Source organism: Chryseobacterium gambrini, assembly GCF_027920505.1.
In the GTDB taxonomy this organism is placed as follows: domain Bacteria; phylum Bacteroidota; class Bacteroidia; order Flavobacteriales; family Weeksellaceae; genus Chryseobacterium; species Chryseobacterium gambrini.
On record NZ_CP115857.1, the window covers coordinates 3,365,664 to 3,378,922 of the forward strand.

At 36.5% G+C, this 13,259-nt stretch carries 11 protein-coding genes and 1 riboswitch; of the genes, 10 read left to right on the forward strand and 1 reads right to left on the reverse strand.

All coding sequences use genetic code 11. The features are described from left to right. The first annotated feature begins 156 nt into the window (after nucleotides 1-156). Nucleotides 157-264: riboswitch (SAM riboswitch) on the forward strand. 57 nt (nucleotides 265-321) lie between these two features. The 8 genes from PFY09_RS15485 to metF all read left to right on the forward strand — a co-directional run bounded on the left by PFY09_RS15485 (nucleotide 322) and on the right by metF (nucleotide 10,699). Next, nucleotides 322-1,269, forward strand: coding sequence for an alpha/beta fold hydrolase (locus PFY09_RS15485; protein WP_271160280.1), 948 nt, complete (start codon nucleotides 322-324; stop codon nucleotides 1,267-1,269). Further along, nucleotides 1,262-2,806: an ACT domain-containing protein gene (locus tag PFY09_RS15490; protein WP_271160281.1), complete on the forward strand. Its 1,545-nt coding sequence runs from the start codon at nucleotides 1,262-1,264 to the stop codon at nucleotides 2,804-2,806. Before PFY09_RS15485 ends, PFY09_RS15490 begins: the two co-directional genes overlap by 8 nt. 35 nt (nucleotides 2,807-2,841) lie before the next feature. Then, nucleotides 2,842-4,044 carry an O-succinylhomoserine sulfhydrylase gene (locus tag PFY09_RS15495; protein ID WP_408640172.1) on the forward strand — a complete coding sequence of 401 codons (1,203 nt, stop codon included), beginning with the start codon at nucleotides 2,842-2,844 and terminating at the stop codon, nucleotides 4,042-4,044. A 190-nt stretch (nucleotides 4,045-4,234) separates the two neighbouring features. Continuing rightward, a complete protein-coding gene (locus PFY09_RS15500; protein WP_271160283.1) occupies nucleotides 4,235-5,245 on the forward strand; it encodes a homocysteine S-methyltransferase family protein in 1,011 nt (336 codons plus the stop codon). A gap of 17 nt (nucleotides 5,246-5,262) precedes the next feature. Beyond that, nucleotides 5,263-5,640 carry a four helix bundle protein gene (locus tag PFY09_RS15505; RefSeq protein WP_271160284.1) on the forward strand — a complete coding sequence of 126 codons (378 nt, stop codon included), beginning with the start codon at nucleotides 5,263-5,265 and terminating at the stop codon, nucleotides 5,638-5,640. Next, nucleotides 5,630-8,338, forward strand: a complete 2,709-nt coding sequence (metH, locus tag PFY09_RS15510) for a methionine synthase (protein WP_271160285.1) — start codon at nucleotides 5,630-5,632, stop codon at nucleotides 8,336-8,338. Before PFY09_RS15505 ends, metH begins: the two co-directional genes overlap by 11 nt. Nucleotides 8,339-8,366: 28 nt before the next feature. Further along, nucleotides 8,367-9,740, forward strand: a complete 1,374-nt coding sequence (locus PFY09_RS15515; RefSeq protein ID WP_271160286.1) for a Fic family protein — start codon at nucleotides 8,367-8,369, stop codon at nucleotides 9,738-9,740. Next, the gene (metF, locus tag PFY09_RS15520; RefSeq protein WP_059137971.1) at nucleotides 9,740-10,699 is read left to right on the forward strand and encodes a methylenetetrahydrofolate reductase [NAD(P)H]; all 960 of its coding nucleotides are present in this window, start codon (nucleotides 9,740-9,742) and stop codon (nucleotides 10,697-10,699) included. Before PFY09_RS15515 ends, metF begins: the two co-directional genes overlap by 1 nt. Before the next feature lie 106 nt (nucleotides 10,700-10,805). Here metF and PFY09_RS15525 read toward each other — a convergent pair whose 3' ends face one another. Beyond that, entirely contained in the window at nucleotides 10,806-11,960 is a 1,155-nt protein-coding gene (locus PFY09_RS15525) for a hypothetical protein (protein WP_271160287.1), read from the reverse strand. A 97-nt stretch (nucleotides 11,961-12,057) separates the two neighbouring features. On the opposite strand from PFY09_RS15525, the gene folE reads away from it, so the two are divergent. Both folE and PFY09_RS15535 read left to right on the forward strand, forming a co-directional pair. Then, complete coding sequence (folE, locus tag PFY09_RS15530; RefSeq protein WP_076395046.1) at nucleotides 12,058-12,723, forward strand: GTP cyclohydrolase I FolE; 666 nt, start codon at nucleotides 12,058-12,060, stop codon at nucleotides 12,721-12,723. 13 nt (nucleotides 12,724-12,736) lie between these two features. Next, nucleotides 12,737-13,168, forward strand: coding sequence for a DinB family protein (locus PFY09_RS15535; RefSeq protein ID WP_271160288.1), 432 nt, complete (start codon nucleotides 12,737-12,739; stop codon nucleotides 13,166-13,168). Nucleotides 13,169-13,259: the final 91 nt, after the last annotated feature.

The window sequence follows — 13,259 nt, forward strand, 5'->3', positions numbered from 1 at the left end:
TTTGCGAAAAAATTCCAACTCACGAAATTTGAATTATTATTAATATTTCCCTGAAATCCTTCTGTTTATCGGGGTTTGTAAGATTAAATTAAATTTTTATAAATATTTAAAAGAAAAGTTTTATCTTTGCACCATTCGTTCATTCAAATATTGAAAATGTTATCAAGAAAGGTTGAGGGATTAGACCCTATGAAACCTTAGCAACCCTTTGCGCAAGCAATGAAGGTGCTACGTTCTACCAGAATTATTTTGGACAGATAACTCACTGAAGTTCTTTCAGCCATTTCCTGTGGCATTTTCAATTGTATTAAAATAATAGAATTGAAAACAGAACTTAAACATATTAATTTTTCGTATCGTACCGATTCCCAAAAGGAATACAATATCACGTTGAGCTATCAGCTTTTCGGGAAAGACCTGTTTTCTGCCCCGATCATTTTAGTGAATCATGCTTTAACCGGAAATTCCAATGTTTCAGGAGAAAAAGGATGGTGGAAACAACTGATTGGAGAACATCAGGTAATCGATACCGGCCAATATACAGTTCTGTGCTTCAATATTCCCGGAAACGGATTTGATGATTTTTTTATTGATGAATGTGAAGATTTCACGCCTTCAGATATAGCAAACATATTTTTGAAAGGCCTTGAAATTTTAAATATCAAAAGTTTACACGCCATTATTGGAGGTTCTTTAGGAGGCGGAATCGGCTGGGAAATGCTGGTGAAAAAGCCACATCTTGCCGAAATTTTCATCCCGGTAGCCTGCGATTTTAAAACCCACGACTGGCTTCATGCACAATGTCTGGTTCAGAAATTTTTATTAAATCAAAACGATGAACCTTTACAGAAAGCCAGAATTCATGCAATGTTGTGCTACAGGACTCCTGAATCGTTAAATAACAGATTTCAAAACAGATACAGTGAAGAAAAGCAGAGATTAGAGTCGGAAGACTGGCTTGTTTATCACGGAAAAGCTTTAAACGAAAGATTTAGTTTAAAATCATACAAGCTCATGAATCATTTGCTGATGAACATCAATGCCAATGAAGAACATTTGGAAAAAATTCAGGCGCGAATGCACATGATCTCTGTAGATACAGATTTATTTTTCCCCGCCTCAGAAATCCGAATGTGCTTTAAAAAACTGAAAGAGAAAAACAAAGATGTTTTCTATCACGAGATCACCTCAGTTCATGGGCACGATGCCTTCTTAATGGAATATAAACAATTAAATACGATCATTAAAAATATTTTGAAAAATGAGTAAGATTAATGCTAAAGAAATAAAGTTTTTAAAAAACAGATCCATCATCAAATTTGAAGGAGAAGATTTCTTAGGTGAAATCGGGATCGACGGACGAATTTTTAAAGCGCTTACTTTGGCGCGAATCAGTGTGGGAGTAATTTCCCAGCAGGCAATTGAAAACGGAATCTCCATTTTAGTTCATGAAAACGATTCCGAAAAAGCAGTCAATTGTCTGATTGACGAATTTGAACCAGAAAGAAAATCGGGGAAAGTTTCCCAGATTTACAGCATCAATAATGTGTCGGTGTTAGGATTTGTTGCAGAAGACTTTAACAAAGTTTTAGCGGAACTCGCAAGAAATAATGTTTTCCCGTTGCTTTTGAACCAGATTGCAGCCGAAAAACGTGTAAATATCGTTGTGACATCTTCACAGGACGAAAAAGCAAAAAATATCATCGAATCTGAAATTTCCAAAAAACCGAAAACCGTTCATCTGGCAATTATCGGTCACGGAAACGTAGGGAAAACTTTAATACAGCAGGTTTTGGAATCTTCAGAAGAAATTAAAAGACGAAAAAAAATAGACCTGAAAGTAGTTGCAGTCGCCAATTCCAGAAAAATAGCATTCAACAAAAAAGGATTCGACAGCAATTGGAATGATGAGGTTTTAACGGCAGAAAAACCTTCCGATGTTCAGGAACTGATTAATTTCTCCAAAGAAAATCAGCTTGAAAATTTAATCGTTGTGGATAACACCGCAAGCAAAGACTTCGTAAAAAATTACCACACATTGGCAGAAAACGGCTTCGATCTCGTTTCTTCCAACAAAATTTTCAACACCCTTCCCATTTCAGAATACCGTCAACTAAGATATACGTTGAATAAAAACAACAGACGCTATCTCTACGAAACCAATGTGGGAGCAGGTTTGCCATTGATCGACACCATTAAACTTCTACATCTTTCAGGAGAAAATATTACCAGAATTAAAGGCGTTTTCTCGGGAACATTAAGCTATGTTTTCAATAATTTTTCTTTAAGAGACGATAAGTTTTCCACCATCATCAATGAAGCATTGGAAAAAGGATATACAGAACCCGATCCAAGAGAAGACCTGTCAGGAAACGATGTGGCAAGAAAATTATTGATTCTGGCGAGAGAGTTAGACTTAATCAACGAATTTGAAGATATCAAAATTCAGAATCTTGTTCCTGAAAATCTGCTTTCTGTTTCTAAGTCAGAATTCCTTTCAAGACTGGACGAATTAGATGCTGAATATCAGAAAATCAAAGAAAATCAGAAAGAAGGACACGTTTTAAGATATGTGGGAGATCTTCACGGAGATTTGCAGAAAGAAAAAGGAGAACTGGATGTGAAATTAATTTCCGTTCCGGCAACTTCCGCGTTAGGACAACTAAAAGGCTCAGATTCAATCTTCGAAATCTACACCGAAAGTTATGGAGAAAACCCAATCGTCATCATGGGAGCCGGAGTAAGCGCAATAGTTACGGCAAGAGGTGTATTCGGAGACATTTTAAGAGTAAGTGAAACGAAATAATTCTGTGAAAAGTACAAATGTAAAATGTATTAATGATGAATAACAAAGAAAAACTATCAACTGACAACCATCAACCATCAACCAATTTTGAAACCTTTGCCATAAGAACCCAGACTGAAAGAACCCAGTTTGATGAGCATTCCACGCCTTTGTATCTTACGTCCAGCTTTATTTTTCAGGATGCGGAAGACATGAGGGCGAGCTTTGCGGAAGAAAAACCAAAAAATTTATACAGCCGTTTTTCCAATCCGAACGTAACAGAATTTACCGATAAAATTGCCAAAATGGAAGGCGCAGAAGCAGGGTATGCTTTTGCAACAGGAATGGCAGCGATTTACTCCACATTTGCCACTTTGTTAAATGCCGGAGATCATATTGTAAGCTGTCAGTCCGTTTTCGGATCTACGCATACTTTGTTCACAAAATATTTCCCGAAATGGAATATCGAAACAACCTATTTTAAAGCAGAAGACGCCGAAAATGTAGAAAAATATATTCAGCCCAACACGAAAATTTTATATCTGGAAACACCTACCAATCCTGCGATTGAGGTCTTGGATTTAGATTTTTTCGGACAGATTGCGAAGAAACACAACTTAATTTTCATTGTGGATAACTGCTTTGCGACTCCTTATTTACAACAGCCAATAAAATACGGAGCAGACATTGTGGTGCATTCCGCAACCAAATTAATTGACGGGCAAGGTCGTGTTTTAGGCGGAGTAGCGGTCGGAAGAGAAGATCTGATCCGTGAAATCTATCTTTTCGCCAGAAATACAGGACCCGCCATGTCGCCTTTCAACGCCTGGGTTTTGTCTAAAAGTCTGGAAACATTGGCAATTCGTGTAGAAAAACATTGTGAAAACGCTTTAAAAGTAGCTGAATTCTTAGAAAACCATCCCAATGTAGAATTAGTAAAATATCCGTTCTTAAAATCTCATCCAAGCTATGAAATTGCAAAAAAACAGATGAAGCTAGGCGGAAACATCGTTGCCTTCGAAATCAAAGGAGGCATTGAAGGCGGAAGAAATTTTTTAGACAACATTAAAATGTGTTCCCTTTCCGCAAACTTAGGCGATACGAGAACCATTGTAACGCATCCTGCTTCTACAACGCACTCCAAATTATCCGATGAAGAAAGAAACGAAGTCGGAATTACAGCCGGTCTGGTTCGTTGCTCGGTAGGTCTGGAAAATGTGGAAGATATCATTGCAGATTTGAAACAGGCGTTGGATTAATTTGCTTTGGGCAGCTTTATCCGCCTGTAGTTTATCCTGAGTCTATTGAAGGGCTCCCGCTTTTTTGCCTCCGCTTCGCTACAGCAAAAAGAGCTCCGCTCAAGTCGGGCTGCGAAAGATTCAGCATTATAAAACCCGAAGGGTTCAACAATAATAACCGTAGGTGGAACCTATGGAAAAAATATAATAAATGAAAAATTCAGAACAACTATACAAAGCATTATCCGAAAGAATTTTAATTCTCGACGGAGCGATGGGAACCATGCTTCAGCGGTATAAATTCGAAGAAGAAGATTACCGTGGCGAACGTTTCAAAAACTGGGAACATCCGGTAAAAGGAAACAATGATTTGTTGTCTTTAACGCAGCCTTATGCCATTGAAGAAGTTCACAAAAAATACCTTGAAGCGGGAGCAGACATCATCGAAACCAATACATTTTCAGGAACAACCATTGCCATGGCAGATTATCACATGGAAGATCTCGTTTACGAACTGAATTACGAATCTGCAAAAATTGCAAGAAAAGCCTGCGACGAGTACACCGCGAAAAATCCGGATAAACCAAGATTTGTGGCAGGTTCTATCGGTCCAACCAACAGAACGGCAAGTTTAAGCCCGGATGTAAACGATCCCGGATACAGAGCCATTACTTTTGATGAACTGAGAATTGCTTACAAACAACAGTGCGAAGCTTTATTGGACGGAGGATCAGATATTCTTTTGGTAGAAACTATTTTCGATACATTGAATGCAAAAGCTGCCCTTTTCGCCATCGACGAACTTCAGGACGAAAGAAATATCAAAATTCCGATCATGGTTTCAGGAACAATCACGGATGCTTCAGGAAGAACATTGAGCGGACAGACAGCAGAAGCATTTCTGATCTCAGTTTCCCATTTAAACCTTTTAAGTGTAGGTTTTAACTGCGCTTTGGGAGCAAACCAATTGACGCCTTATCTGGAGACTTTAGCCCACAATTCAGAATTTGCTGTTTCAGCTTATCCGAATGCAGGTTTACCCAACGCTTTCGGGAAGTATGATGAAACTCCGGAAGACATGGCAAGTCAGATCAAAGAATATGTAGAAAAAGGATTAATCAACATCATTGGAGGCTGCTGCGGAACAACGCCGGAACATATCAAGGCAATTGCCGATCTGGTTTCGCAATATTCTCCCAGAAAGGTGTCGGTTGTCGGTTGATGGTTGTCAGTTTAAATATGAAAAAAAATATGGAATATACAAGTTTGGAAGTATGGATTGAATCTCGAAAATTGACAAATTTAGTCTATGAAAAAACCAAAAAATATCCCAAAGAAGAGCTTTTTGGATTAACAAATCAAATTAGAAGATGTTCGGTTTCAATACCATCTAATATTGCTGAAGGTTGTGGGAGAAGAACAGCTAATGATACAATACAATTTTTGCATATTGCGAAAGGCTCTTTATTTGAATTAGAAACACAAATTTACATATCATTAGACCAACATTATATTACCGAGCTTGAATTTATTCAAATTTCAAATCAAATCTTAGTTTGTAAAAAATTAATTAACGGATTTATTAGCTATTATAAAAAACTGAAAGATGGAAAATAACAGTATAAATCTGACAACAGAAAACCGACAACCGACAACTAAATATTTAAGATTATCGGGGCTTGAGCCTTTGATTATTACACCGGAAAGTAACTTTATCAACGTTGGGGAAAGAACCAACGTTGCCGGTTCAAAGAAATTTTTAAGATTAATAAAAGAAGAAAAATTCGGGGAAGCGCTCGATATTGCACGTCATCAGGTTGAAGGCGGTGCACAGATTCTCGACGTTAATTTTGACGATGGACTGATCGACGGAAAGGCTTCCATGATTAAATTTTTAAACCTGATTGCCTCAGAACCGGACATCGCAAGAATTCCTCTCATGATCGACTCTTCAAAATGGGAAATTCTGGAAGCAGGATTGCAGGTTGCACAGGGAAAATGTGTGGTCAATTCCATCAGCTTAAAAGGAGGTGAAGAAGAATTCATCAAACAGGCAAAAGCTATCAAAAGATACGGAGCCGCTGTTATTGTCATGGCTTTTGATGAGGTGGGACAAGCCGATACCTACGAACGCAGAATCGAAATTTCAAAACGTTCCTATGATATTTTAGTGAACCGTTTAAATTTCCCTGCCGAAGATATTATTTTCGACTTAAATATTTTTCCTGTGGCAACGGGAATGGATGAACACCGCAGAAATGCTATCGATTTTATTGAAGCAACAAGATGGGTTCGCCAAAATCTTCCGTATGCATCCGTGAGCGGAGGAGTTTCCAATGTTTCGTTCTCGTTCCGTGGAAATGATACGGTGAGAGAAGCGATGCACTCGGTTTTCCTGTATCATGCCATTCAGGCAGGAATGAATATGGGAATCGTAAATCCTGCGATGCTGGAAGTATATGATGAAATTAATAAAGAACTTCTGGAGCTTGTTGAAGATGTCATTCTTGATAAAAGAGAGGATGCAACAGAACGCCTTCTTGACTATTCTGAAAAAAATAAATCTGTTAAAAAAGAGAAAGTTGAAGAACTTGAGTGGCGTACAAAACCTTTACAGGAAAGGATTACCCATTCTTTAGTAAAAGGAATCGACCGTTTTATTGAAGAAGATGTGGAAGAAGCAAGATTGCAGGCAGAAAAACCGCTTCACGTCATTGAAATTAATTTAATGACCGGAATGGGCGTTGTCGGAGATTTATTCGGAAGCGGAAAAATGTTCTTACCGCAGGTTGTAAAATCAGCAAGAGTGATGAAAAAAGCGGTAGCTTACTTACAGCCATTCATTGAAGCAGAAAAAGACGGAACAAAACCAGCCAACGGAAAAATTCTGATGGCAACGGTAAAAGGAGATGTTCATGATATCGGTAAAAATATTGTGAGCGTTGTTTTGGGTTGTAACAATTACGAAATTGTGGATCTTGGCGTAATGGTTCCTGCTGAAAAAATTATTCAGACCGCGATTGAAGAAAAAGTCGATGTGATCGGACTTAGTGGGTTAATTACACCAAGTCTGGATGAAATGGTATACATCGCACAGGAACTGGAAAGACAGAATTTAAATTTCCCTTTACTGATTGGTGGTGCAACAACTTCAAAAGCACATACAGCCGTAAAAATTGATTTAAAATATAAAAATGCTGTAGTTCACGTAAATGACGCTTCCAGAGCGGTAAACGTGGTAAGTTCATTATTGGGCGACCGAAATAAAGAATATGTTGATGATCTGAAAAGCGAATATTCCGAATTCCGTGAAAAGTTCCTGAACAGACAAGTAGAAAAAGACTACGTTTCTATTGAAGAAGCCAGACAGAATAAGTTTAAAATCGACTGGGAAAACGAAGAAATTTTTACACCCAATCAGTTAGGAATTACCGTTGTTGAAAATCAGGATCTGAGAGAATTATTGCCTTTCATCGACTGGTCGCCGTTTTTCAGAAGCTGGGATCTTCATGGCAAATATCCACAAATTTTAGAAGATGAGGTTGTAGGAGCTCAGGCAAAAGAATTGTTCAAAGATGCACAGGTGATCTTAAAAAGAGTTTTGGATGAAAAGTTATTAACGGCAAAAGCTATTTTCGGAATTTTCAAAGCCAATTCCAACGAAACGGATGATATTTTAATTTTTGATGAAAACAACGATCAGAAAACGAAGTTCATCACCCTGAGACAGCAGGCTCAACGTTCAAAAGGGAAAGATTATCTGGCGTTAAGCGATTTTATTGCCCCTGAAAGTTCAGGAAAAACCGATTATATGGGAGCTTTCTGTGTAACAACCGGTTTCGGAACGGATGAACTGGCGCATGAATACGAAAAAGCGAATGACGACTACAACGCGATCATGGTAAAAGCTCTTGCCGACCGTTTTGCAGAAGCCTACGCTGAATTTTTACATAAAAAAGTAAGAACAGAATATTGGGGGTACGCCAATCAGGAAAATTTAACCAACGAAGAATTGATTGCAGAAAAGTATAAAGGAATTCGTCCCGCTCCGGGTTATCCTGCATGTCCGGATCACTTAGAAAAACACGCAATCTGGGATCTACTGAAAGTGGAAGAAAATATCGGTGTTTATCTTACTGAAAGTTTAGCGATGTTCCCGACTGCTTCGGTTTCCGGATACTATTTCGGAAGTCCACACGCCAAATATTTCGGATTGGGAAAAATTGCGGAAGATCAGCTGAAAGATTATTCGGTAAGAAAAGGAATTGCTTTGCAGGAAGCGAGAAAATGGTTGTCGCCAAACTTAGCAGATTAAAATCTATTTTTGTAAATAAAATAGCATCATGAAAAATATCAAAATATTAGAAAATTTAGAAGAAATACAATCAATTGATGACCAAAAAAAGTCAATTGATGCTCATCGACCATTTTCTAAAGAATTGGAAAATAAAATCTTTCAGAAGTTAAAATTAGATTGGAATTACAATTCTAATGCTATTGAAGGAAACCAATTGAGCTATGGGGAAACTGTCGCTTTTCTAAACTTCGGATTGACAGCAAAAGGAAAACCCTTCAAAGATCATTTGGATATTAAAGGACATAATGAGGCGATTGGATTTATGCTTCAATTGATTAAAGAAAATCGTCCACTCTCTGAAAGCGATATTAAAGATTTGCATAAAATAATTTTGGTTGAGCCTTATTTTTCGAAAACGATTTCGCCGCAAGGAATTGAATTTGAAAAAGAAATAAAAATAGGGCAATATAAAAATTCTCCAAATCATGTAAAAACGGTTTCAGGTGATATTCATTATTACACCAATCCGGAGGAAGTACCTTTTGAAATGAATAATCTCTTGGAATGGTACAGAAATGCGGAAGAAGAAAATCTTCATCCGGTAGTAATGTCGGCGATTTTTCATCATAAGTTTACTTCAATTCATCCGTTTGATGACGGAAACGGAAGATTAGCACGAATCTTAAGTAATTTTATTTTATTGAAGCATAACTATCCGGTAATTGTGATAAAAAACAGAGATAAAGTTCAATATTATGCGGCGTTGAATATTGCTGATAATGGGATTTATGAAGATTTAATAAAATTATTTGCAGAAAATATTGGTTACAGTTTAGATATTATGCAGAAAGCTATTAATGGTGAAAATATTAATGAGCCGGATGATTTGGATAAAGAGTTAGAACTTTTTGTGAAAGAATCAAAGATAAACACAGGTCCAGTTTTAGATTTTGAGAAAAACAAAAAAGAACTAATTGAATATTATGTAATTAATTATCTTTTGTTTTTATTACCTAAGTTAAATAAAATAGGCGAACTTTTTCAAGAATCATATCTAATTTATCCACCTTCAAAATTCTTACTTTCTAATTACGAATCATTCGTAAAAAGGTATAGAAATGAAAGTTTTTTTGTTAATAACATATTAGAAATAAAGCTTCCAATTCAATTTATTGATCATATTCACAAAGAATTTGATTTTCTACTTAATCTTAAAATTATAATTAAGAGAAAAACTATAAAATATGTAGCTGAACAAGTCAGCGAAGTTTTTGGTTTTATCACATATGAAAAAGCAGATTTAATACACGATAAGACATATACCTACGATGATACTCCTGATATTATTTATAATGAACTAACAACAAGTATCATAAACTATATTATAGATTTTATAAAAAACAAAACTAATCAAGGTTAATGAAAATCACAGACCATATAAAAAACGCAAACGGAAAAACGTTATTCTCTCTTGAAGTCGTTCCGCCCCAAAAAGGAATCGGGATTGAAGATCTTTATAAAAATATTGATCCTTTAATGGAATTTAAACCGCCATTCATCGACGTTACTACTTCCAGAGAAGAATATATTTATATCGACAAAGGAAACGGATTAATGGAACGTAGAATTACCCGAATGCGTCCCGGAACGTTGGGAATCTGTGCTTCGATTCAGCATAAATACAATGTAGATACCGTTCCGCATTTGCTTTGTGGAGGTTTTACCAAAGAAGAAACAGAATATCTTCTGGTAGACTGTATGTATCTCGGAATCGATAACGTGATGGCTCTCAGAGGCGATGCGATGAAAGGACATCAGTATTTTGAGCCGACTCAGGGTGGTCACGGAAGTGCAATGGAACTGGTTCACCAGATTAACGATCTGGGAAGAGGAAAATATCTCCATAATCAGGATGAAATTTGTGATGAGCATAATAAATTCTGCATCGGTGTTGCAGGTTATCCCGAAAAGCACATGGAAGCGCCATCCATGAATTATGATCTGAAATGGCTGAAGCAAAAAGTGGATGCAGGAGCAGATTATATCGTAACCCAAATGTTTTTCGATAATAAAAAATTCATTGAATTCGTTCAGAAAGCCAGAGAAATGGGAATCACGGTTCCTATTATCCCGGGAATTAAACCAATTGCCACGAAAAAGCATTTAAAGATTTTACCTCAGATTTTTAAAATAGACCTTCCGGAAGATTTAATAAACGAAGTGGAGAATGCCAAAAATAATGAAGCCGTAAAACAAATCGGAATCGAATGGGCAATCGCACAATGCAGAGAATTGCTGGAATTCGGAGTTCCGGTTCTGCATTTCTATTCCATGGGGAAAAGTGATAATATTAAAAAAGTAGCGGGAGCACTATTCTAATAAACTATGCTAATAAACTGAAAAGTGAATTTTTGATTGGAGTTCTGCATTTTTGCAGAGCTCTTTTCAATAGATTTCGGCGGCGAAGCCGCCGAAATCTATTGAATCACAAAACAGGATGCCTCTCAAACTCCTTATTCCTGTCAAAAAGATAACGGTACGTCGCTAATTTTCGGGTGACCGTAGTATCAAGATTTTCCGCAATTTTAATCATCTTAGGGTTAAAATCCCCGATCCACTGCATTTCAGTGATTTTAAAATCTGTATGTTTCCTTAAATGTTGCGTTCCTTCCCAGATCATGTAGCCTTCAACACCTTTCCTTTGCCATTCAGGAACAACGCCGAAAACCAGACCCACCATTTTTTCGTTCTTTTTAAACTGTTTAATCCAGAGAAACTTCAGCTTTTCCCAGATCCCGAATTTCCCGTTCAGATATTTAAACCACTGATTCGTATCCGGAAGATTCATCCACATCGCGATCGGTTTTTCATTTTCGTAAACAAACCATGAAATATGTTCATTAATGATGGGTTTCATCGTTTTAAACATTTTCAGCACTTTAGATTCCTGCATACATTTTCCTTCGCCGTGTGCAGCCCACGCTTTATTATAAATTTCCGTAAAATCTCTGGCAAATTTTTCCAGATTATTTTTTGTCATGGGCATTGCAGAAAGATCGGGATTCTTACTGTGTTTGGCGTGCATAACCGTAAAAAGTCTCGAAACTTCGGCAAAAATAGGTCTTGAAAAACAAAGCTGCTCAAAATAAATTTTAAATCCGTAGTTCTCAAAAAGCTCTTTGTAATAAGGGAAATTGTAATTCATTCCATATAAAGGTTCGATAAAACCTTCAGTTACCAATCCCCAAAATTTGTCGCGCTCCCCGAAATTAATCGGTCCGTCCATTGCTTCCATTCCCCTTTCCTGAAGCCAGCTTTTGCAATAATCAAAAATAAAATTTGCAGTTTCCTGATCGTTTACACAGTCGAAAAATCCGATTCCGCCAGTTGGCTGTTTTTGCTGATAACTTTCGTTGATAAAAACGGCAACTTTGCCTACGGTTTTATTTTCTTTATTTTTAAACAAAAATCTTGCACATTCGCCGTTTTTAAAAAATCTGTTTTTTTGAGGGTTAAAAATATCTTCGATATCAATATTTCGGGGTCTTATATAGTTTTTGTCTTTTTGATAAAGCCTTGCCGGAAATTCTAAAAATTCCTTTCTCTGAGATTGGTTTTGTACTTCTTCAGCAGTAATCATGGTGTAAAATGATAGTGGGGGTAAAAGATAATGTTTTTCGCCCAAATTAAATATGACGAACAGATTTTATCCGTATTTTTGTGCAAATTAAATAAAAATGGTTGATTTTACGGATAACGACGATGATATTTTCACAGGAAAAGAACATACGCCTATTAGGGAAGATGCTTTTGATAAATCACCGGAAGAAAAGATAGAAAAAATTACCGAACTTTTTGGGGAGATCATGGAAACGCTAGGTTTGGACATGACCGACGATTCTTTAAAAGACTCTCCTAAACGTGTTGCTAAAATGTACGTAAATGAAATTTTCGGTGGACTCCTTCCAGAAAACAAACCGGGAATTTCCACATTCTCAAATAAATACAAATACCGCCAAATGTTGGTGGAAAAAGATATCACCGTTTATTCGTTCTGTGAACATCACTTCCTGCCGATTATCGGAAGAGCACACGTTGCTTACATTTCGAATGGTGAAGTAATCGGTCTTTCAAAAATCAACAGGATTGTAGATTATTACGCAAAAAGACCGCAGGTTCAGGAAAGACTGACAATGCAGATTGTGAACGCCCTGAAAGAAGCTTTAGGAACAAAAGATGTTGCCTGTATCATCGATGCAAAACACCTCTGCGTTAATTGCAGAGGAATAAAAGATACCGCAAGTTCTACCATTACCGCAGAATTAAGCGGAATTTTCAGAACCAATCCTATTACAAGACAGGAGTTTCTTCATTATGTAGGAAGCCATGCGAAATTGGATTAAAGTAATTAAATGAATGGACTATCAGATTCTTAAAAATATTGTTGAAGAAGAGCTTCTTAAATTCAAAGAAATTAATGAAGAAGATTGGGCATATAAAATTTCACCTGAAAAATGGTCGAAAAAAGAAATTTTAGGGCATCTTTGTGATAGTGCATTATCAAATATCAGAAGATTTGTAGTCACTCAATATAAAGAAAATGAGAATATTGTCTATGATCAGGATTTTTGGGTAAAAGCCCAGAATTATCAGAATATTCCAACATCGGATATCATTAGTCTTTGGAAATTTCTGAACCTTCAGATTGTAAATGTGGTTGAGAATATAAAGGACGAAGATTTACAGAGAACCTGTAACATGACGAAGACAGAACCTCAGATTTTTACCTTGGAATTCATCATTAATGATTATATTAGTCATTTACAACATCATTTAAAAGCTATTTAATAATGATAAAATTTAAAAAAGTTTCAGATAAAATTTTTATTACAACAATTATTTGTTGTGAAAGACTTATCCTGAATTAAATTAAAAAAAT